The organism is Mycobacterium sp. (genome assembly GCF_049585075.1).
Taxonomy (GTDB): domain Bacteria; phylum Actinomycetota; class Actinomycetes; order Mycobacteriales; family Mycobacteriaceae; genus Mycobacterium.
The window spans coordinates 14,407-34,618 of record NZ_JBAUZA010000201.1 but is presented as its reverse complement, the minus strand read 5'-3'; the positions used below and the strand labels follow the sequence as shown (position 1 = coordinate 34,618).

Here is a 20,212-nt window from a genome sequence, read left to right as displayed (position 1 = left end):
TTACAGGTGAACCGGTCACCTCGTAGCGTCGAATGCTGTGACGAGTTTCGTCGTGACTGGTCGGCGCCTTGACCGTAAGGCGAGTTTGACCGCGCAGATCAACGCCGCCCAACGTGCCGCGGAAACGCTGCTGCCGCCGGGTCGTCGGCTCCTCGACGACCCATACTCGCGATATTTCGTCCGCCACCCGCTGTTACGAGCGGTGCTGGCCCACCGGGTGGCGGCCGACGCGGCCATCCGCGTGTTCGATTGGCTGTGGGGCGGACTACATGCCCACATCGTGCTCAGGGTGCGCTATGTCGATGACGTATGTCGGGCAGCCATCAGCGATGGCGTCGATCAGCTGGTGCTGCTCGGTGCTGGGTTCGACAGCACCAGCCTTCGGTTGGCCGGGACCCCGGTGACCATCTTCGAGGTCGACGCGCCCACCACCCAACAGGACAAGCGTGCGGTGATCGGAAATGTCTCAGACAACCACAGAACAGTCTGGGTGCCATGCGATTTCGAGGACGGCGTGCTCCGCGGGCGATTGTTGGACAGCGGGTTTGACCCGGACCGACGAAGCGTGATCGCCTGGATCGGGGTGACCCCGTATCTGACCGGCCACGCGATCGATCAAACTCTTGCCGACCTCGCGACACTTTGCGCGCCCGGCAGCCATCTTGTGCTGGACTACATCGAAGCCGACGTCGCCACTGCAACTAGCCGGTGGAAAAGTGCTCGCCGGGTTGCCCGCCTTGTTGCACGGCGCGGTGAACCGTATCGCAGCGGCTTCACCGCAGCCGGCCTGGATAGTCTGCTTGCCGCCCATGGCTTCACCAGTCGCGAACACGCAAGCGTCTCCACACTCCTGCGGCGCTACGACCCGGCGTGCCGTCGCGGGCTCGCCGATCACGACTGGCTGGCAATCGCCTGCGCCCAGCGTGCTGCACCAACCAACCAACACACGAAATGAGAGAGATGAGGCTCTTGCTGGGCTCACCGACGATGACGGTAGTCGCCGCATGGGCGAGACTACGCCAACGCTAACCGCTCCCCACCCATTCGCCAGCGGCCATGACACCGATCACTCGCAAATCCTGGTTCAGTACAACAAGATTGGCGTCAGCACCGACGCGCAAACTGCCGACATCGCCGAGGCCGAGCGCCCGGGCCGGTGTCGTCGAGGTCATCTGCACCGCAGCGGCCAGCGCCGCGTCGCGGTCTGCGCCGAGGCCGGCCGCGGCCCGGAAAAGCTGGTCCATCGTCGCAGTGCTTCCGGCGATCGTCGAGGTTCCACGCACGCGCGCAGCGTTCCCGACGACCTCGATCTGCACTGTGCCGAGCCGAAATTCGCCGTCGCCTAACCCTGCCGCTGCGGTGGCATCGGTGACCAACGCCACCCTGTCGGCTCCCGCCGCCGCGATCACAGCTCGCTGCATTGCGGGGTGGACGTGTATGCCGTCGGCGATCAACTCGACGACTACCCTGCCATCCTCCAGCAACGCGAGCGCCGGACCGGGCTCGCGGTGATGCACGGGGCGCATCGCGTTGAATAGATGAGTGCCGACCGTCGCGCCGAGCTCGATGGCATGGCGGGTCTGCTCGTAGGTGGCATCCGTATGCCCAACGGCGACAACAACTCCGGCCGCGACAAAGTGGGAAATCGCATTGTCGCTCCCTCGGCGTTCCGGTGCCAAGGTGACCATCCGGATCGCGTTGCCGCCGACGGTCAACAGCGAGTCGATCTCAGCGAGTTCCGGGTCGCGCAGTTGCCGAGGATCGTGCGCGCCGCAACGTGCCACGCTCAGCCATGGCCCTTCCAAATGGATGCCGGCGACGACGCCCGCGCGGGTCGAATCGGCGAGTACACGCATCGCCCTGCGCAAGTCGCCGGGCGATGTCGTGACGATGCTGGCAATTGCGGTGGTGGTGCCGTGTCTGCGGTGAAACAGAGCCGCGCGCAGGATATCTGCGTCATTGCCGTCGGTGTATGACGCTCCGCCGCCACCGTGTGCATGGATATCGACGAATCCGGGTACTAGCAGCGCCTCGGGCATGTCGGCATCGGCCGGCCGCGGCGGCAGACCCGACCCGCAGCCTGCGATTCGTCCGTTCGAGGTTTCCACCCAACCGGGGCGGCACAGGCCATGTTCCAGTGCGACAGTGCCAGCGGCGATCAGCGACATGCCGGCACATCCGTTGCCGTGCTGGCGAATTCGTCAGGCCAACGGCCGTCGTTCTCCCAGAAGTGACGGATCTCTTCGAGTTGCCGACCTTTGGTCTCGGGAGCATACCGGTACACGAACCCAAACGCGGCGACCGCGAAAACGCCGAATGCTGCGAAAGTGCCTGCACCGCCAAGCGAGTGCAGCATCGTCAGGAATAGCCCGGCTACCACGGCGTTGGCTAGATGGTTGACGGTCAGCATCGCGCTGGAGCCCATCGAACGCAGCCGGGACGGGAAACTTTCCCCGGCGTAGACCCACACCATCGCGCCGAAGCCGAAGGTGAACCCCATCGTGAATACCAGCACGCCAATGAATCCGAAAATTGCGGGGGATTGCGCAGCGAATACGACGATCAGCGCTGCATCCGCAGCGATCATCATCGCGATGCCGGACAACAGAACCGGCCGCCGGCCCATCCGGTCGACCAGCGTTACGGAGACCAACACCGCGGCCAGCGCCGCGACCTGGACTATCGCCGGTAGCACCAGCAGCGAGAAGTTGCCACGGAAGCCCATCGCGCCGAATAGGCGGGGGCTGTAATAGACGATCGCGTTGATGCCGGTGATTTGAATGAAAAATCCGAGGCCGACGACAAAGACAGTGGCGCGCAGGTATGGCCGGTGCAGCATCTCGGCGAACGTGCCGCCGTGTTCTTCCTTTAGCGCAGCGCTGATTTCGGCGAGTTCATGTTCGACATCACCGTCGGGCTCCACCAGTTGGAGCGCCCTGCGGGCGTCGGCGACCCGGCCCTTGAGCACATACCACCGCGCAGTGTCGGGCATCCGCAGCATCACCAACGCCAGCAGTGCCGCCGGGATCGCGGCCAGCGCCAGCATCGCGCGCCAGTCGCGCGAATCGGCCAGCACGTAGCAGGCCAGGTAGCCGACGATGATGCCGAATACGGTTGCGACCTGGTAGCCGACCAGCAATGCGCCGCGTACGCGAGCCGGTGCGGATTCGGCCACGAACACCGGGACCACCACGACCGACACTCCGATGGTCATGCCCAGCAGTAACCGGGCGGTCAGCAGCATTGGCACCGAGTCCGACATCGCGCCCAGCAACGCGAAGACCGTATAGCCGATAGCCACCAGCACCATCGACCACCTGCGCCCGATCAGATTGGCGAGCATGCCGGCGCCCAACGCGCCGGCGATCTCGCCGAGCACCACTGCGGTCGTCACCAGCTCCTGTTGCCGTGTCGTCAGACCGAATTCGTCGGTGATGAACAGCATCGCACCGGCGATGTTGGATAGGTCGTAGCCGTAAACGATGCCCAGACTTGCTGCGGTGAGGCCTAGTAGTAGCCCATGCCGCCGGGTGCATTGTTTGTTGTTTTGGCCCACTGTCACCCTTTGCGACTACAAGCAGCAGCTCGGGTCCAGCGCCACGCAAAGCGCCTGTAACGCTTCCGGGCGCACCTTGTGAAAGACATTCATCCCACGGCGATCTGAAATCACCAGGCCTGCCTTACGCAGCTGGGTCAGGTGATGGCTGACCGTGGACTCACTCAAGTCGAGAATGGCGGCAAGCTCTCCGGAAATCTCCTCGCCGGCCGGGCAACTGAACAGATGCGCGATGATCTTGACTCGCACCGGATCGGCAAGGGCCTTCAAACGCAGCGCAATCTGCAACGCGTCGGTGTCGCTCATCGGTCCTGCTGCCACCGGGGCACAGCAGACCGGGGCGGTCGTATCGATGACCGGCAACGCTTTCGGCATCACACCATCTTGCCACATGCCTTGACATATATCGAAAAGGTCGGCATGCTAGGTCGCAAGTTCGATATATGTCTCACAAGTGGGAGGTTCGTGCCATGTCGCGGGTTCAGCTGGCGCTCAACGTTGATGACCTCGATCAGGCAATTGCATTCTACTCCAAGCTGTTTCGCACCGAACCGGCCAAACGCAAGCCTGGCTATGCGAACTTTGCCATCGCTGATCCGCCGCTGAAGCTGGTCTTGCTGGAGAACCCTCGCGAGGGTGGGACGCTGAATCATCTCGGGGTCGAGGTCGAATCCAGCGAGGTCGTGCACGCAGAGATCGCTCGGCTGAACAATGCCGAAATGTTCACCGAAGAGGAGATCGGCACTACCTGCTGCTTTGCGAAGCAGGACAAGGTTTGGGTCACCGGCCCCAGCGGAGAGCACTGGGAGGTCTACACCGTGCTCGCCGATTCCGACACCCACGGCGCGGCGCCAACACCGTGTGGTTGCCAGTGACTGAGACCACAACCGCAGCTGACGAAACCATCGCGGTGAGAAGGCTTTCCGCGTTGGATCGGCTATTGCCGGTGTGGATCGCGGTCGCGATGGCCACCGGGCTGCTGCTGGGACGATGGGCGCCCGGCTTCAACACGGCCCTGCAGGGAGTGCAGATCGACGGGATCTCGCTGCCCATCGCACTGGGACTGCTGATCATGATGTATCCAGTACTGGCCAAGGTGCGCTACGACCGGCTCGACACCGTCACCAGCGACCGCCGACTGCTGATCAGTTCGCTGCTGCTCAACTGGGTGCTCGGTCCTGCGGTGATGTTCACGCTGGCCTGGCTGATGCTGGCCGATCTGCCGGAATACCGCACCGGGCTGATCATCGTCGGTCTGGCCCGCTGCATCGCGATGGTCATCATTTGGAACGACCTGGCCCGCGGGGACCGTGAAGCCGCCGCCGTGCTGGTCGCGTTGAACTCGATCTTCCAAGTCCTGATGTTCGCCGCCCTGGGCTGGTTCTACCTCTCAGTGCTTCCAGGCTGGCTGCACCTTCCGCAAACCACCATCTCCACCTCGCCCTGGCAGATCGCCAAATCCGTGCTGATCTTTCTGGGCATCCCCCTACTTGCTGGATACCTGTCCCGCCGTTGGGGCGAAAAAACCAAGGGCCGGGACTGGTATGAGACTTGCTTCCTGCCGAAAATTGGGCCTTGGGCACTCTATGGTCTGCTGTTCACCATCGTGATCCTGTTCGCACTACAAGGCCACCAGATCACTACTCGCCCATGGGATGTCGCCCGCATCGCACTGCCACTTTTGGCCTACTTCGCCATCATGTGGATCGGCGGCTACCTTTCGGGTTCCGCACTCGGCTTGGGATATGAACGCACCACGACGCTGGCATTCACCGCCGCCGGCAACAACTTCGAATTGGCTATCGCCGTGGCAATCGCCACCTACGGCGCCGCTTCCGGCCAGGCCCTGGCCGGCGTCGTCGGGCCGCTCATCGAAGTGCCTGTGCTCGTCGCGCTGGTCTACGTCTCGCTCGCCCTGCGACCACGCCTATTCTCGTCCCCCGCAGTCACAGTCGATTCCGCCGGCAGCGCCCACCAATGAGCGGGAGGGCCCGCGTCCTTTTCGTCTGCGTGCACAATGCCGGCCGCTCCCAAATGGCAGCCGCGCTGCTAACCCATCTCGCCGGTGGTCGAATCGAAGTTCGCTCGGGGGGAACCGAACCCGCCGATCGCATCAACCCGGCCGCCGTCACGGTGATGGCTGAACTCGGTATCGATATCACCGCAGAGGACCCGAAAGTCGTGACCCCCGACGCGGTTGAGGCCAGTGACGTTGTGATCACCATGGGCTGCGGCGACAACTGCCCCTACTATCCCGATGTGTCCTACCGCGATTGGAAACTTGACGACCCAACCGGTCAACCGCTGGACACTGTTCGTGTCATCCGTGATGACATCGCCGAGCGCGTCCGCGCACTCATCGCCGAACTTCTGCCGACTTAGTTCTGCGGCCGGCGATTCATCGAGCGAGCAGCCATGATCAACCCGAGCACGATGACGGTACCGATCACCGCCACACCGACTCGTACCGGCAGCGCGTCGGCGGATGGCACAAACGTGGCCGCGTTCGTCGATGTCCCGGGAGCGGCGTCACCGCCGTTGGCGGATTTGGCCGCCACCGACGGGTCGGGTTCGATCAGCGTTCCCACCCGAGTGCCCGGCGCGGTCGCGAAGCCGTAATCGAGCAGATGCGCGGCCTGCTCCCACGGTGCAATCGGCTGCCGGGTGCCGTGCAACAGCACTGCCATCAGCCGGCGCCCGTCGCGGTTAGCCGCGCCCACGAAGGTCTGGCCCGCGTCGTCGGTGTAGCCGGTCTTGCCGCCCAGCGCACCCGGATAGTGGTAGAGCAGCTGGTTGTCGTTTTCCAGCTCGTAGCCAGGGCGGTCGGCATGCCCGGGGAAATCGAACTTCTCCGTGTGCACGATGTCAGCGAAAGTTGGGTTCTGCCAGGCATATCGGTAGAACAGCCCGATGTCGTACGCCGAGGTGCTCATGCCGGGTCCGTCCAGTCCGGACGGCGTCGCGGCCCGGGTGTCGCGGCCCCCGAGCTTGGCGGCCAGCGAGTTGATCTTTTCCAGCGCGACTTGCATGCCGCCCAGCTGCATCGCAAGCGCGTGCGCCGCATCGTTGCCGGAGTGCATCAGCAGCCCGTGCAGCAACTGGTTGACGGTGAAGGTGCCACCCGGGGCAACGCCGACCCGGGTGCCCTCCGCGGCGGCATCCTCGGGCGTGCCGTCGACGGTCTTGTTGAGGTTGAGCTCGCGCAGCGATTCCATCGCGACGAGCACCTTGATGACGCTGGCCGGGCGTTGGCGGCCGTGCGGGTCGCGGGCCGCGATGATCGCGCCGCTGTCCAGGTCGGCGACCACCCACGCCTCCGCGGAGACGTCGCCGGGCACCGGTGGGGTGTCGGCCGCGGTGACCACACCGCAGCCGCCCAACGCGTTACCACCGATCGGCGACGGGGGCACCGGCAATGGCATGGGCGGGTCACCGGCCTGCGGGACTTCCGACGAGTCCACGGCCGGCGGGGTGGCCACCTTGTACGGGCAGCTGTCGGGTGCGGGACCGGATCCGACAGCGGGCTCGGCAAGCGCGATCGGCACGCCGAGGACGACGGGCGTCGCAGCCAGGAAAGCCGCTGCTACCAGGCATGACGCAGTACGTAAGAGAGCCATCGTTTGTGCAGAGTAGGCGATCAGCGGCCCGATTTCGGGGAGCCGCGCTGTGACTGGTGTTACAGAAGTTACAAATCCAGGTAACACACGCCCGGGCCGGCGATGCGGCCCAGCCACAGCCGTCCGGGCGTTTCCACAACTCCGGTGGCCAGGCCGAAGACCGGATGCTGGGTGCGTAGCTGGGTCACGACATGGCCGTCGTCGGGGTCGAACGCGATCACCCAAACCGTCGGCTTCGGGTTCGGCAGCCAGCGGTAGGGCAGCCGCCACAGCAGCGAGCGGATCACCGGGGCGCGGGGGCCCAGCCATTCGCTGAGCTTGTTGCGCTCCGAGACCATCGCGACCCAAATCCTGCCGTCGAGACCGGTCGCGATGTTGTCGGGGTAACCGGGCAGGTCGGTGGCCAGCGGAGTGATCGAGCCGGCCCGGCTTCCGGTGAGCCAGTACTTGGACAGTCGGCAGCCGGTGGTCTCGGCGAACACCACCGCCGACTCGTCGGCGGTCAGCGTCACGCCGTTGGCAAACTGCAGACGCGACGCCAGGATGCTGACCGTGCCGTCGGGATCACGCCGGAACAGCGAACCGGTCGCACGTCCCTCGACAACGGCGCCCTTGTAGTACTCGTAGTGGAATCGGCTGGTGGACTCGGTGAAAAAGATTGTGCCGTCCGATGATTCGACGACGTTGGAGCAGAATGTCAGCGCCCGTCCGGCCACCTCGGCGACCAGCGTCTCTAACGTTCCGGCGGAAGGGTCGTATCGCAGCAGGCCGCGGTGGCTGTCGCAGATCAGCAGCCGGCCGTCGCGGGCGACCGCCAAGCCCAGCGGTCGGCCGCCGGTGTTGACCATCACCCGGGTCGAGCTGCCGTCCGGGGTGATCCGGACGATGCGGCCGTCCTCGACACCGGTCCAAATGTTGCCTTCGGCGTCGGCGACGACGTCCTCGGGGGCGGTGCCGGGTAGCTCAACCACGTGCAGCGCGGCGGTGAGGTCAGGTTCGGGCAATGGCCGTGAGGGCGGTGGCTGCCAGCGGATCGGGTCGATCGGCGGCTTGCTCACAGATGGCTCCCAACCTCTGTCAGCACGCTGCGCAGAATCGATTCGATGGTGTCGAACTCGGCTTGGCCGCTGATCAGCGGCGGCGCCAACTGGATGACGGAATCGCCGCGGTCGTCGGTGCGGCAGTACAGCCCGGCCTCGAAGAGCGCCGACGACACATGGCCGAGCAGCGCGCTGCGTTCGGCGTCAGTGAAAGTTTGCTTGGTTGCCTTGTCCTTGACCAGTTCCACACCATAGAAGTACCCCTCGCCGCGGACATCGCCGACGATGGGCAAGTCATACAGCTTTTCCAGGGTGGCACGGAACACCGGTGCGTTTCGTTCGACGCGCTCGTTGAGACCCTCGCGCTCGAAGATGTCGAGGTTGGCCAGCCCGACGGCGGCCGACACCGGGTGGCCGCCAAATGTGTAGCCGTGCGGGAACATCGTGCTGCCGTCGTTGAATGGCTCGAACAGGCGCTCGCTGGCGATCATCGCGCCGATCGGCGAGTAGCCCGACGTCATCCCCTTGGCGCAAGTGATCATGTCGGGCACGTAGCCGAAGTCGTCACAGGCGAACATCGACCCGATCCGGCCGAACGCGCAGATCACCTCGTCGGAGACCAGCAGCACGTCGTAGGCGTCGCAGATCTCCCGCACCCGTTCGAAATAGCCTGGGGGAGGCGGGATGCTGCCGCCCGCATTCTGCACCGGTTCCAGGAACACCGCGGCGACGGTGTCGGGCCCTTCGAACTCGATCGCTTCAGCGATCCGGTCGGCGGCCCATTGCCCGAAGGCTTTGATGTCGGCGCTAAACGGTTCCGGCGCGCGGTAGAAGTTGGTGTTGGGCACCCGAAATCCGCCGGGTGTCACCGGTTCGAACGGCGCCTTGTACTTCGGCAGCCCGGTAATGGCCAGGGCGCCCTGGGTGGTGCCGTGGTAGGCGATCGATCGCGAAATCACTTTGTGCTTACCGGGTTTGCCGGTCAGCTTGAAGTACTGCTTGGCCACCTTCCACGCGGTCTCGACGGCCTCGGTGCCGCCGGTGGTAAAGAACACCCGGTTCAAATCGCCGGGGGCGTAATGCGCCAGACGCTCGGCAAGCTCGATCGCGGTCGGGGTGGCATATCCCCACAGCGGGAAGAACGCCAGCGTGCTGGCCTGCCGAGCGGCCACCTCGGCAAGTTCGCTACGACCATGGCCGACTTGCACAGTGAACAGACCGGACAGCCCATCGAGATAGCTCTTGCCGCGGTCATCGAAGATCGTGACACCCTCGCCGCGAGCGATGATCGGCGGCGTGATGCCCGGGCCATGCCGGGCGAAGTGCAGCCACAGGTTGTCAGTCATCTTGCGCTGAGCGTAGCGCTAGGCTCGACACTGTGACCGCAGCGCAGCAGGTCAGTGAGTTCGAAGAGCTACGGCCGCACCTCATGTCGGTCGCCTACCGGCTGACCGGCACCGTGGCCGATGCCGAGGACATCGTCCAGGATGCCTGGCTGCGCTGGCACGGCCAGGATCAAACGATCGCTGACTTGCGGGCGTGGCTGACCACCGTGGTGAGCAGGCTGGGCCTGGACCGGTTGCGCTCGGCCGCGCATCGTCGTGAGACCTACACCGGAAACTGGCTGCCCGAACCGGTGGTCACCGGGTTCGACGAGGCCGATCCGCTGTCGGCTGTGGTGGCCAACGAGGACGCCCGGTTCGCGGCGATGGTGGTACTGGAGCGGCTGTCGCCCGATCAGCGGGTCGCGTTCGTGCTGCACGACGGATTCGCGGTGCCTTTCACGGAAGTCGCTGAGGTGCTCGGGACCAGCGACGCCACCGCGCGGCAGTTGGCGTCGCGGGCCCGCAAGGCCGTCGCCGCCGAGCCGCCGCCGGAACCAGACCCCTCGCACAACGAGGTGGTCGGCCGGCTGATGGCCGCGATGGCCGCCGGCGACTTGGAGGCCGTAGTGGCGCTGCTACATCCGGATGTGGTGTTCACCGGCGATTCAAATGGCAAGGCGCCCACGGCAGTCCACGTTATCAACGGGGCGGACAAGGTGGCCCGATTCATCTTCGGTCTGGCCAGCCGATACGGCCCGGCATTCTTCACGGCGAATCAGCCGGGCCTGGTCAACGGTGAACTGGGCGTCTACACCGCGGGCAGCCCCGGCGACGACGAGCACTGGGAAATGCTGCCGCGGATTCTGGCGATAACCGTGCGTGACGGAAAGGTCTGCGCGCTATGGGATATCGCCAATCCGGACAAGTTCACTGGTTCTCCACTGCGGCGGCCCATGGAACACGGCACGCGTCACCGGAATTGAAGCCCTGCTCGGTGATGCCCAGTGCGGTGTTCATCCGCGCCCGCATGTTCTCCACGCCGATCTGATAGCTCAGCTCGATCACCCCGTTGTCACCGAAGCGGGTGCGCAGGTCGGCTACCTGCTCATCGGTGACCGTGTGTGGGTCGGTGGTCATCGCGTCGGCATAGGCGATCGCGGCCCGCTCATCATCGGTGAATCGCGGTGACGTGGCGTAGTTCTCGATGTCCTTGAGTCGCTCCATATCCAGGCCGTCGAGGCGCTGCAGCATCGACCCGAAATCGACGCACCACGAGCAGCCGACGGTGCGCGCAGCCCAAAACACGGCCAGCTCACGCGCGCTCGTGGGGAGCTTGCGTGAGGCGGATTGCAGCATGGTCTCGTGCACGGCGTTGGCGATCAGCAACCGCGGGTGGTGCGCGGCTACCGCGAACGGCTCAGGGACTTCGCCAAAGCGGCGTTTCGCGTACCGGTACATGGCGCGGATCAGCCAGTTGGCCCGTTTCGGAGGCAAGGGTTCGATGCGGGTTTTCTGTGTCATACCAGTCAGACGAGATACCCCGCGAATGTGTGACGGTCGCTGGGCCGCGAGCTGACGTTGGTCACGTACTCGCGCACTGGCCGGTCGGCACCCCGGGTCGGTGGCTGGCTCAGGCTTGCGTTGGTCTGGTATCGGCGGGGCTCGGTCTCCAGCGCCGGCGTGCGGTTCACAATAATAGTGAACGGAGCTGTCTACTAGCTTATTCCCGCATGTGTAGGAGCTGTGCAGGTGCCGGTGAGGGGTCATTGGCGAATATGCAGCTAGCCGCACTCTCGACGCCGAACGTGCGGCTAGCCGCACTCTCGCGGCCGATGTCAGCGGGTGAACATCAATGCGCGCTTGACCTCTTGAACCGCCTTGGTCACTTCGATACCGCGTGGGCAGGCCTCGGTGCAGTTGAACGTGGTGCGGCAGCGCCACACCCCGTCGACCTCGTTGAGGATGTCGAGGCGTTCGGCGGCGGCCTCGTCGCGGCTGTCGAAGATGAATCGGTGCGCGTTGACGATGGCCGCCGGACCGAAGTAGCTGCCCTCGTGCCAGAACACCGGGCAGCTGGTGGTGCACGCCGCGCACAGGATGCACTTGGTGGTGTCGTCGTAGCGCGCGCGATCGGTTTGGCTTTGGATCCGCTCCCGGGTCGGCGGGTTGCCGCTGGTGATCAGGTAAGGCTTCACCGCGCGGTAGGCCTCGAAGAACGGCTCCATGTCGACCACCAGATCCTTCTCCACCGGCAGCCCGCGGATCGGCTCGACCGTGATGGTGAGCGCCTTGTCCGCCTTTTTGGGAAGCAGGTCGCGCATCAGCACTTTGCATGCCAGTCGGTTGACGCCGTTGATTCGCATCGCGTCGGATCCGCAAACGCCGTGCGCGCAGGACCGCCGGAAGGTGAGCGTGCCGTCGAGGTAGCTCTTGATGTAGATCAGCAGGTTGAGCAGCCGGTCGGTAGGCAGGCAGGGTACCCGAAAGCTCTGCCAGCCATTGGAATCGGCGTACTGGTCCGGGTTTTCCGGATTAAACCGTGCGATCCTCAGCGTCACCATCACCGAGCCCTCAGGGATTGCGGGCAACGGTGGATCCTCGCTTGGCGCGGTCTCGACAACCGAACTCATCAGTACTTCCGTTCCTTTGGCTCGTAACGGGTTTGCACCACAGGCTTGAAATCCAGCCGTATGTCGCTGAGCAGGTTGGTGCCCTGCTTGTACGCCATGGTGTGGCGCATGTAGTTGACGTCGTCACGGTTCGGATAGTCCTCGCGGGCATGACCACCGCGGGACTCCTTGCGATTCAAGGCACCGACCACGGTGACTTCGGCCAGCTCAAGCAGGAAGCCCAGCTCGATGGCTTCCAGCAAGTCACTGTTGAAGCGTTTTCCTTTGTCGTGCACGGAGATCCGGGAGTAGCGCTCTTTGAGTGCGTGAATGTCGGTGAGCGCCTGCTTGAGGGTCTCCTCGGTGCGGAACACTGCGGCGTTGTTGTCCATCGTCTGCTGCAGTGCTCCGCGGATGTCGGCGACGCGCTCGTTGCCGTGCTCCGACAGGATGTCGGCCACCCAACCGACCACCATCGCTGCCGGCTCGTGCGGCAGTTCGGCGAAGTCGTGGCCCAGGGCGTAGTTTGCCGCAGCGATTCCGGCCCGCCGGCCGAAGACATTGATATCCAGTAGCGAGTTCGTGCCCAGCCGGTTGGCGCCATGCACCGAAACGCACGCGCACTCGCCGGCCGCGTACAGGCCGGGCACGGTAGATGTGTTGTCCCGCAACACTTGTCCGGTAATCGTTGTCGGTATGCCGCCCATCACGTAATGGCAGGTTGGGTAGACCGGGACCAACTCTTTGACGGGGTCCACACCAAGGTAGGTGCGGGCAAATTCGGTGATATCGGGGAGCTTTGCCTCCAGCACATCCTCGCCGAGGTGACGGACGTCGATGTAGACGTAGTCCTTGTGCGGGCCCGCGCCGCGGCCCTCCAGCACTTCCAGCACCATCGAGCGGGCGACGATGTCGCGCGGCGCCAGGTCGACGATTGTCGGGGCGTAGCGCTCCATGAACCGCTCGCCTTCGCCATTGAGCAGGCGACCACCCTCACCGCGCACGGCTTCAGAGATCAAGATGCCCAGCCCGGCCAGGCCGGTCGGGTGAAACTGGTGAAACTCCATGTCCTCCAACGGAAGTCCCTTGCGGAACACGATCCCGATGCCGTCGCCGGTCAACGTGTGCGCATTGGAGGTGGTCTTGTACATCCGGCCCGACCCGCCGGTTGCGATCACGACGGCCTTGGCGTGGAAGACGTGGATTTCGCCGGTGGCCAGCTCGTAGGCGACAACGCCGGTGGCCACCGGGCCGCTTGGCGTTTGGGTGAGCACCAGGTCCAGCGCGTAGAACTCGTTGAAGAACTCGACGTCGTGCTTGACGCAGTTCTGGTAGAGCGTCTGCAAGATCATGTGGCCGGTGCGGTCGGCGGCGTAACAGGCCCGGCGTACCGGGGCCTTGCCGTGGTCGCGGGTGTGCCCGCCGAAGCGGCGCTGATCGATACGGCCTTCTGGGGTGCGGTTGAACGGCATCCCCATTTTCTCCAGGTCCAGCACGGCGTCGATGGCTTCCTTGCACATCACCTCTACCGCGTCCTGGTCGGCGAGATAGTCACCGCCCTTGACGGTGTCGAAGGTGTGCCATTCCCAGTTGTCGTCTTCGACGTTGGCCAACGCCGCACACATGCCACCCTGGGCAGCGCCGGTGTGGCTACGGGTCGGGTAGAGCTTGGTCAGCACTGCCGTGCGGGCCCGAGGTCCGGCCTCGACGGCTGCCCGCATTCCGGCACCGCCCGCGCCGACGATCACCACGTCGTAACGGTGTTGGGAGATCACGGCTTGGCCTTTCACGAAATGTTCGGATCAAATGTCAGCAGCACATAGGTCCCCAGCACCAGCGTGAACACCATCGACAACGCAAGCAGGGAGTTCAGCCAGAAGCGGGTGGAATCCTTGCGGCTGTAGTCGTCGATGATCGTGCGCAGACCGTTGCCGCCGTGCAACTGCGCCAGCCAGAGCAGCAGCAGGTCCCAGGTCTGCCAGAACGGCGAGTGCCAGCGCTGCGCCACGTAGTTGAAGTCGATGCGGTATACACCGTCGTCCCACATCAGCATCACGAACAAGTGCCCGAGCGCCAAGACCACCAGCACGATGCCGGAAAACCGCATGAACAGCCAGGCGTATTTCTCGAAGTTGGGCATGCCGGCGCGCCGGCGCGGCGCGCGCGGATTGTCCAGACCGGCCGGACGGTCGTGGCTGCGCTGCCGTATGGGTGCGACCTGGCCACGGCTGGTTTGAAGGTCAGGGGAGCTCATCGGAAGTGTTCCGACATGTGCATGCCGACTACCACTGTCGCCGGCACCATCACCAGTAGCCACACGATGCCGATCGCCCATAGCATCAGCCGCTGATAGCGAGTGCCCTGCGCCCAGAAGTCGATCAGGATGACACGGATCCCGTTGAGCCCGTGATAGAGCACCGCGGCCACCAGTCCGAGTTCCATCAAGCCGACGATCGGTGTCTTGTAGGTCGTGATGACTTCGTTGTAGGTTTGCGGGCTCACTCGAACCAGTGCGGTGTCCAGCACATGCACGAACAGAAAGAAGAAGATCGTCGCCCCGGTGATGCGGTGCAGCACCCACGACCACATACCTGGATCGCCGCGGTAGAGGGTTCGTCGTAGCCGCCGTGCGCGCGAAGATCCGTCTCCCGGTGTCGGCGTAGCGGGATTCGCAGATGTCGTCGTCGTCATCAGCGCCTCAACTTCTCGTGCGGGGCTGTAGGTGGGACTCCCGGGTGGGACTCTAAACCCATTCTTGCTGTCAAAGGACCCGCTTCGTGTCCACCAACGCTTTCCAGCGCGAAGAATCTAGGGTTGCCTTGTGAATTAGCCGACAGTGAACGAGGTAACCCGATGCTTTCTCGACACGCGTGGTATCGCGACCGTGACCGACACGATTAACTGGAATTTGCTGCGGGACAAGGCTATCCAAGCAGCGCAGAGAGCCTACGCGCCATACTCAGGTTTTCCCGTGGGTGCTGCGGCGTTGGTCGACGATCAGCGGATAGTCACCGGTTGCAATGTGGAGAATGTCTCATATGGCCTGGGTCTCTGTGCCGAGTGTGCCGTGGTGTGCGCGCTGCATTCGACCGGCGGCGGCAGGCTGCTGGCGTTGGCATGCGTCGACGGGGGCGGCAGGGCGCTGATGCCATGCGGCCGGTGCCGTCAGGTGTTGCTGGAACACGGCGGGCCCGAGCTGCTCATCGATCACCCCGATGCACCCCGACGGCTGGGCGACTTGCTGCCCGAGCCGTTCGGACCGGACGACCTCCGGTGAGCCGCGCCGCGACGATGCAGTGGGGGCACCCCCAGCCGCGAAGCGGCGATGGGGACCAAGCGACGAGGAGGAGCAGCGCTGGTGACCTATGACGCGCCCACCGTAATCACAACCAAACGCGACGGCGGGCGGCTGTCGGATTCCGCAATCGATTGGGTCATCGACGCCTACACCAACGGTCGGATTGCCGACGAGCAAATGTCGGCGCTGTTGATGGCGGTTTTCCTGCGCGGCATGGACTACGGCGAGACCGCGCGGTGGACGGCGGCGATGGTGGCCTCCGGTGAGCGAATGGATTTCACCGAATTGCGCCGTGACGGTCATCCGCTGCCGACGGTGGACAAGCACTCCACCGGCGGGGTCGGAGACAAGATCACGCTGCCGCTGGTATCGGTGGTCGCGGCGTGCGGCGCCGCTGTGCCGCAGGCGTCGGGTCGTGGACTCGGCCACACCGGCGGCACCCTGGACAAGTTGGAATCCATCGCCGGCTTCACCGCAGATCTGACTAATGAACAAGTGCGCCAACAACTTTGCGACATCGGCGCGGCGATCTTTGCGGCCGGCCGGCTAGCGCCCGCCGACGCGAAGCTCTACGCGCTGCGCGATATCACAGCCACTGTCGAGTCGCTGCCGTTGATCGCGAGCTCGGTGATGAGCAAGAAAATCGCAGAGGGGGCGGGCGCACTGGTGCTCGATGTCAAGGTCGGTTCCGGTGCGTTGCTCAGCTCGACATCGCAGTGCCGTGAGCTGGCCGAAACCATGGTGGCGCTCGGCGCCGAACACGGGCTTCCTGTCCGCGCGGTGTTGACCGACATGAACAGCCCGCTCGGCGGGGCCGCGGGCAACGCGCTCGAAGTCGCCGAAGCACTGGAGGTGCTGGCCGGCGGCGGTCCGCCCGATGTGGTCGAGTTGACCCTGCAGCTGGCCGGCGAAATGCTCGAGATCGTTGGCATCGACGATCGGGATCCAGCGCAGACGTTGCGCGACGGCACCGCGATGGACCGATTTCGCGCGCTGATCACCGCGCAGGGCGGTGACTTGTCCATACCGTTGCCGGTTGGTAAGTACTCCGAAACCGTGACCGCTGACCGGGGCGGCACAATGGGCGATATCGACGCGATGGCAGTGGGGCTCACGGTGTGGCGGCTCGGAGCGGGCAGGTCCCGTCCGGGCGAGCTGGTCCAGCCCGGCGCAGGGATTCAGATTCACCGCCGTCCCGGCGAGCCGGTGGCCGCTGGCGAGCAGCTGTTCACGCTGTATACCGATACTCCCGAACGCTTCGAGTCTGCGATGGCCGAGCTGGCCGCGGGCTGGAGCGTAGGCGATGCACCGCCCGTCCGGCGACCGCTGATCATTGATCGGATCGACTGATGACCACGCCACTGAGCTTGGAGGCAATCAAGCGGGCGCCCAAGGCGCTGTTGCACGATCATCTCGACGGCGGTTTGCGCCCGGCTACCGTCATCGACATCGCCGGCCAGACTGGCTATGACGGCCTGCCGGCCACCGACGTCGACGGGTTGACACGGTGGTTTCACACGTCGTCGCACAGCGGATCGCTGGAGCGCTACCTCGAGCCGTTCTCCCACACCGTGGCGGTGATGCAGACTCCCGAGTCGCTGCACCGGGTGGCCTACGAGTGTGTGGAGGACCTGTCCACCGACTCGGTGGTCTACGCGGAGGTGCGGTTCGCCCCTGAACTGCACATCAACCGCGGACTCTCTTTCGACGCCGTCACCGATGCCGTGCTGGCCGGTTTCGCGGACGGGGAGAAGGCAGCCGCTGCAGCGGGGCGACCGATCGTCGTACGGTGTCTGGTCACCGCGATGCGCCATGCTGCGCTGTCCCGCGAAATCGCCGAGCTTGCGATCCGATTCCGCGACAAGGGCGTGGTTGGTTTCGATATCGCCGGGGCGGAGGCCGGTTATCCGCCCACCCGGCACCTGGACGCGTTCGAATACATGCGAAACAGCAACGCCCGCTTCACGATTCATGCCGGTGAGGCCTTTGGTTTGCCGTCTATCCACGAGGCGATCGCGTTCTGCGGCGCCGACCGGCTCGGGCACGGGGTGCGGATCGTCGACGACATCGATGTCGCCGACGACGGCGCGGTGCGTCTGGGCCGATTGGCATCGATATTGCGGGACAAGCGGATTCCGTTGGAGCTGTGCCCCAGCTCCAACGTCCAAACCGGCGCAGTTAACAGCATCGCCGAGCATCCGTTCGACCTGCTCGCGCGGGCTCGGTTCCGGGTCACCGTCAATACCGACAACCGGTTGATGAGCGACACGTCGATGAGCCAGGAAATGCTCGTGCTCGTCGACGCTTTCGGCTACGGGTGGACCGACCTCGCGCGGTTCACGATCAACGCGATGAAGTCGGCGTTCATTCCGTTTGACGAGCGGTTGGCGATCATCGACGAAGTCATCAAACCGCGCTTTGCGGTCCTGATCGGCTAATGTCGTCGCCGACTTGCGGCGCTATTCGCGCCTTAGCCGCGACTCTCACACAAATGTCGTCGCCGACTTGCGGCGCTATTCGCGCCTTAGCCGCGACTCCACGAACTGCTCCAGCTCTTCCCACGCCCGCACGGCCTCGGCATACGGAGGCGCGGGTTTGCTCACCGCGTCGGGTTCGAGGACACAGGCCACCAACTTGCCCAACGGGCGCTCCGTAGCGAGCGCTTTGTCGGCGGTGTTGTCCTCGGCGTAGTCCCCGACATCGCGTAGCAACTCGACGGCCAGATCAAGCTGTTCACGGTCCACTGCATCCGGCCCGGCGGCCAAATCGTCGGCCAGCCCGTTCAGGACGTAGCCGTTGTCGTGGGTCACGTCGATCCGCAGCGAGCCGTCGGTTGCCGCGGTGCGGATGTCGTCGTAGGTGCTCAGCTCGGACAAATCGTGGTCGCGCTCGTCGGCGAGATATCTGGCCAGGGCCCGCTCCGAGGCGAACACGCTGATTCGACCGTTGCGGCCCAGGAAGATCGGGCGGTCGTCGAAATAGCAGCGCAGCGTGTACAAGCTGCGTCCGCCGATCATGATCCGGATCGGGTCGATACCGACTTTCGCCCAGAAGTCCTCGTCGCCGCCGAGCACAGCCTCGTCGCCGGTGGACTGAGCCTCCTCGGCGACTTCGGCGGCAGCATCGTCGGCGGACTCTGTCTGTTCCTCCTCGGCGCTTTCCTCGTCGAGGTCCTCTTCCTCGAGCGGCTCGGCCAGCTCGGCCGCGGCGACTTCGGACACGGCGCTATCCACGTCGGGAACGGTGATGATCTCGTCCAGCGCGGCGAGCACCTGGTCCCAGCTTCGTCCGACGATTTCGGCGATCCCATTCCAGCGCTTGAGACCCGCTTTGCCGGTGAAGTGGCCGATTCCGCCGCCCAGCGTGCCCAAGGTCGGGTTGCCGTTGAAAAACTTCATCACCGCCGGCAGCTCGCAGACCGACCCGATGGACGAGACGATCGCCAACGTGTTGGCCAGCGCCGTCACCGACTCCTCGGTCGGTTTTTCCGCAACCAGCTCTTCAACCGCGATCAGGTCGAATTGCTTGTCGTCGGCGGGCTCGAGCTTGTGGGCGTTGGCCTCGGTCAGCCGTTTCCACCCCGGGTGGTCCACCAGATCGTTGTCGGTGTCGGTGCGCACGAATGCCACCAGGTCAGCGGCCGTCTCAAAGCCGTAGAGGTCCTCGTCCTTACCCAGAAACGCCTCCCACTCGTCACCCGCGTCGCGCCAGCGGGGCGCCCACACCGTGTAGCGGTCACCGTCGGTCAGGCTCAAGCGGATCGGCACGAGGTCAGCAGCCATGCGGCACACAATAGCGACGGCCCGCGCGGCCGACGGACCCCAGCCCGCGGTTAGCCGCCCCAGATGTCGGTGATCCCGGGTGCTCTGGCTGCAAGGCCGAGCTTGGGCAGGTCGTACATCTGCTCGAGCGTGGACAACACGTTGTAGTGGCTGATGGTCTCGGTGTAGGTACCCGGCTTGACGTTCGCTCCGTAGATCACCGTGGGAATTTGATTCCGCGAGCTGTTGTCGTCCTCGTCCCAGGTCAGGATCAGCAAGCTGTTGTTGGCTTTCGCCCATTCCGCGTACTGCGACAAGTTCTGATACAGCCACGCATCGCCCTGGGCGATCGTGCCGTCGTGCATGTCATTGTCGCGGTTGGGGGTGACGAATGCGACCGTTGGCAGGCTGGTGTAGTTCGCTGGGGCAGGAAAGGCGGAAAACGGCAGCGAGTAGTTGGCCGGGATGTTGCTGAAGCTGACCCAGGGCACGTGTTTGCGCGCGTACTTCCCCGCCTTGCATTCCGTCGAACCAACCGCAGGCAAGCTCTCTGCGAAGCCCACGAATGTGTGACCGGTGGCGAGCAATTGCGAGCCGAGGTTGGGCGTGTTGCCCGCATTGACCGGGCAGACGTTGTCGTTGACCAGCGTGTTGCCGGCGAACAAGGCGTAGTAGTTGGGTTCGCTGGGGTGCACCTCGGCGAACGACTGCGCCATCATTGCGCCGTTGGCGGCCAGCTGGTTGATATAGGGCGCGGCCTTGTTTCCGATGATGTTGTTCTGCGAGCGATTTTCTTCCACCACGACGACGACGTGCGCGGGGGTGGGAACCGACGCCGCCTCGAAGTCCACCGGACCCTCGTGGATTTGATGAGTCGACGGCCACGACATCAATGCAGTGGAAACCGCCAGGACGCCGAATAGGCTGACCGCTCGATATCGTTTGCCGTTTCGCCATGGTCGGCGCCGCATGGCGGGAGTATATGGTTCCTGCGCCCGCGCATTGG

The 20,212-nt window shown here is 64.6% G+C and carries 19 protein-coding genes and 2 pseudogenes; 7 read left to right on the top strand and 14 right to left on the bottom strand.

Features of this window, described 5'->3' with window-relative positions; all coding sequences use genetic code 11:
* Positions 1-52 precede the first annotated feature (52 nt).
* On the top strand, positions 53-955 hold the full coding sequence (locus WB785_RS09885; protein ID WP_424078822.1) for a class I SAM-dependent methyltransferase: 903 nt from the start codon (positions 53-55) through the stop codon (positions 953-955).
* A 70-nt stretch (positions 956-1,025) separates the two neighbouring features.
* Here the strand turns inward: WB785_RS09885 and nagA are convergent, their stop codons facing one another.
* The 3 genes from nagA to WB785_RS09870 are packed head-to-tail and all read right to left on the bottom strand — an operon-like array spanning position 1,026 to position 3,931.
* Positions 1,026-2,168, bottom strand: coding sequence for an N-acetylglucosamine-6-phosphate deacetylase (gene nagA / locus WB785_RS09880; RefSeq protein ID WP_424078791.1), 1,143 nt, complete (start codon positions 2,166-2,168; stop codon positions 1,026-1,028).
* The gene (locus WB785_RS09875) at positions 2,159-3,562 is read right to left on the bottom strand and encodes a sugar porter family MFS transporter (protein WP_424078790.1); all 1,404 of its coding nucleotides are present in this window, start codon (positions 3,560-3,562) and stop codon (positions 2,159-2,161) included. The genes nagA and WB785_RS09875 overlap by 10 nt, the downstream gene beginning before the upstream one ends.
* A 9-nt stretch (positions 3,563-3,571) precedes the next feature.
* Positions 3,572-3,931 (bottom strand): Rv2640c family ArsR-like transcriptional regulator, encoded by a 360-nt coding sequence (locus WB785_RS09870; protein WP_424078789.1) that lies wholly within the window; start codon positions 3,929-3,931, stop codon positions 3,572-3,574.
* Between the two features lie 95 nt (positions 3,932-4,026).
* Here WB785_RS09870 and WB785_RS09865 point away from each other — a divergent pair, with 95 nt between their 5' ends.
* A complete protein-coding gene (locus WB785_RS09865) occupies positions 4,027-4,431 on the top strand; it encodes an ArsI/CadI family heavy metal resistance metalloenzyme (RefSeq protein ID WP_424078788.1) in 405 nt (134 codons plus the stop codon).
* A pseudogene (arsB, locus tag WB785_RS09860) lies at positions 4,428-5,938 on the top strand (ACR3 family arsenite efflux transporter). Before WB785_RS09865 ends, arsB begins: the two are co-directional and overlap by 4 nt.
* On the opposite strand, the gene WB785_RS09855 reads toward arsB, so the two are convergent.
* The 3 genes from WB785_RS09855 to WB785_RS09845 form a co-directional block, all read right to left on the bottom strand.
* Positions 5,935-7,173 (bottom strand): D-alanyl-D-alanine carboxypeptidase family protein, encoded by a 1,239-nt coding sequence (locus tag WB785_RS09855; protein WP_424078787.1) that lies wholly within the window; start codon positions 7,171-7,173, stop codon positions 5,935-5,937. The pseudogene arsB and the gene WB785_RS09855 overlap by 4 nt on opposite strands.
* A 68-nt stretch (positions 7,174-7,241) precedes the next feature.
* Positions 7,242-8,231: an SMP-30/gluconolactonase/LRE family protein gene (locus tag WB785_RS09850; protein WP_424078785.1), complete on the bottom strand. Its 990-nt coding sequence runs from the start codon at positions 8,229-8,231 to the stop codon at positions 7,242-7,244.
* Positions 8,228-9,559 carry an aspartate aminotransferase family protein gene (locus WB785_RS09845; protein WP_424078784.1) on the bottom strand — a complete coding sequence of 444 codons (1,332 nt, stop codon included), beginning with the start codon at positions 9,557-9,559 and terminating at the stop codon, positions 8,228-8,230. The genes WB785_RS09850 and WB785_RS09845 overlap by 4 nt, the downstream gene beginning before the upstream one ends.
* Positions 9,560-9,591: 32 nt before the next feature.
* Here WB785_RS09845 and WB785_RS09840 point away from each other — a divergent pair, with 32 nt between their 5' ends.
* On the top strand, positions 9,592-10,521 hold the full coding sequence (locus tag WB785_RS09840) for a sigma-70 family RNA polymerase sigma factor (RefSeq protein ID WP_424078782.1): 930 nt from the start codon (positions 9,592-9,594) through the stop codon (positions 10,519-10,521).
* On the opposite strand, the pseudogene WB785_RS09835 reads toward WB785_RS09840, so the two are convergent.
* The 6 genes and pseudogenes from WB785_RS09835 to sdhC form a co-directional block, all read right to left on the bottom strand.
* Positions 10,466-11,074: pseudogene (locus WB785_RS09835) on the bottom strand (carboxymuconolactone decarboxylase family protein); the annotation flags it as partial. The gene WB785_RS09840 and the pseudogene WB785_RS09835 overlap by 56 nt on opposite strands.
* Positions 11,065-11,229: a hypothetical protein gene (locus WB785_RS09830; protein ID WP_424078825.1), complete on the bottom strand. Its 165-nt coding sequence runs from the start codon at positions 11,227-11,229 to the stop codon at positions 11,065-11,067. The pseudogene WB785_RS09835 and the gene WB785_RS09830, both read right to left, overlap by 10 nt.
* Positions 11,230-11,373: 144 nt before the next feature.
* Positions 11,374-12,168 carry a succinate dehydrogenase iron-sulfur subunit gene (locus WB785_RS09825; RefSeq protein WP_424078780.1) on the bottom strand — a complete coding sequence of 265 codons (795 nt, stop codon included), beginning with the start codon at positions 12,166-12,168 and terminating at the stop codon, positions 11,374-11,376.
* Positions 12,168-13,922: a succinate dehydrogenase flavoprotein subunit gene (sdhA, locus tag WB785_RS09820; protein ID WP_424078821.1), complete on the bottom strand. Its 1,755-nt coding sequence runs from the start codon at positions 13,920-13,922 to the stop codon at positions 12,168-12,170. Before sdhA ends, WB785_RS09825 begins: the two co-directional genes overlap by 1 nt.
* Before the next feature lie 11 nt (positions 13,923-13,933).
* Positions 13,934-14,401, bottom strand: a complete 468-nt coding sequence (locus WB785_RS09815) for a succinate dehydrogenase hydrophobic membrane anchor subunit (RefSeq protein WP_424078779.1) — start codon at positions 14,399-14,401, stop codon at positions 13,934-13,936.
* Positions 14,398-14,736: a succinate dehydrogenase, cytochrome b556 subunit gene (sdhC, locus tag WB785_RS09810; protein WP_424078819.1), complete on the bottom strand. Its 339-nt coding sequence runs from the start codon at positions 14,734-14,736 to the stop codon at positions 14,398-14,400. The genes WB785_RS09815 and sdhC overlap by 4 nt, the downstream gene beginning before the upstream one ends.
* Before the next feature lie 307 nt (positions 14,737-15,043).
* On the opposite strand from sdhC, the gene WB785_RS09805 reads away from it, so the two are divergent.
* The 3 genes from WB785_RS09805 to WB785_RS09795 are packed head-to-tail and all read left to right on the top strand — an operon-like array spanning position 15,044 to position 17,883.
* A complete protein-coding gene (locus WB785_RS09805) occupies positions 15,044-15,424 on the top strand; it encodes a cytidine deaminase (RefSeq protein WP_424078817.1) in 381 nt (126 codons plus the stop codon).
* 48 nt (positions 15,425-15,472) lie between these two features.
* Positions 15,473-16,795 carry a thymidine phosphorylase gene (locus WB785_RS09800; RefSeq protein ID WP_424078778.1) on the top strand — a complete coding sequence of 441 codons (1,323 nt, stop codon included), beginning with the start codon at positions 15,473-15,475 and terminating at the stop codon, positions 16,793-16,795.
* Positions 16,795-17,883 carry an adenosine deaminase gene (locus WB785_RS09795; RefSeq protein WP_424078776.1) on the top strand — a complete coding sequence of 363 codons (1,089 nt, stop codon included), beginning with the start codon at positions 16,795-16,797 and terminating at the stop codon, positions 17,881-17,883. Before WB785_RS09800 ends, WB785_RS09795 begins: the two co-directional genes overlap by 1 nt.
* A 75-nt stretch (positions 17,884-17,958) precedes the next feature.
* Here the strand turns inward: WB785_RS09795 and WB785_RS09790 are convergent, their stop codons facing one another.
* Together WB785_RS09790 and WB785_RS09785 are read right to left on the bottom strand one after the other, a co-directional pair.
* Positions 17,959-19,227, bottom strand: a complete 1,269-nt coding sequence (locus WB785_RS09790) for a primosomal protein (RefSeq protein ID WP_424078774.1) — start codon at positions 19,225-19,227, stop codon at positions 17,959-17,961.
* A 50-nt stretch (positions 19,228-19,277) separates the two neighbouring features.
* Complete coding sequence (locus WB785_RS09785) at positions 19,278-20,177, bottom strand: alkaline phosphatase family protein (RefSeq protein WP_424078773.1); 900 nt, start codon at positions 20,175-20,177, stop codon at positions 19,278-19,280.
* Between the last annotated feature and the right edge of the window lie 35 nt (positions 20,178-20,212).

Excerpts from the sequence above, each read along its gene's own strand:
- nagA (WP_424078791.1), bottom strand. The coding sequence starts at position 2,168 with ATGTCGCTGATCGCCGCTGGCACTGTCGCACTGGAACATGGCCTGTGC.
- WB785_RS09870 (WP_424078789.1), bottom strand. The coding sequence starts at position 3,931 with ATGCCGAAAGCGTTGCCGGTCATCGATACGACCGCCCCGGTCTGCTGT.
- WB785_RS09865 (WP_424078788.1), top strand. The coding sequence starts at position 4,027 with ATGTCGCGGGTTCAGCTGGCGCTCAACGTTGATGACCTCGATCAGGCA.
- WB785_RS09855 (WP_424078787.1), bottom strand. The coding sequence starts at position 7,173 with ATGGCTCTCTTACGTACTGCGTCATGCCTGGTAGCAGCGGCTTTCCTG.
- WB785_RS09845 (WP_424078784.1), bottom strand. The coding sequence starts at position 9,559 with ATGACTGACAACCTGTGGCTGCACTTCGCCCGGCATGGCCCGGGCATC.
- WB785_RS09825 (WP_424078780.1), bottom strand. The coding sequence starts at position 12,168 with ATGAGTTCGGTTGTCGAGACCGCGCCAAGCGAGGATCCACCGTTGCCC.
- WB785_RS09815 (WP_424078779.1), bottom strand. The coding sequence starts at position 14,401 with ATGAGCTCCCCTGACCTTCAAACCAGCCGTGGCCAGGTCGCACCCATA.
- sdhC (WP_424078819.1), bottom strand. The coding sequence starts at position 14,736 with ATGTGGTCGTGGGTGCTGCACCGCATCACCGGGGCGACGATCTTCTTC.
- WB785_RS09800 (WP_424078778.1), top strand. The coding sequence starts at position 15,473 with ATGGGGACCAAGCGACGAGGAGGAGCAGCGCTGGTGACCTATGACGCG.
- WB785_RS09795 (WP_424078776.1), top strand. The coding sequence starts at position 16,795 with ATGACCACGCCACTGAGCTTGGAGGCAATCAAGCGGGCGCCCAAGGCG.
- WB785_RS09790 (WP_424078774.1), bottom strand. The coding sequence starts at position 19,227 with ATGGCTGCTGACCTCGTGCCGATCCGCTTGAGCCTGACCGACGGTGAC.
- WB785_RS09785 (WP_424078773.1), bottom strand. The coding sequence starts at position 20,177 with ATGCGGCGCCGACCATGGCGAAACGGCAAACGATATCGAGCGGTCAGC.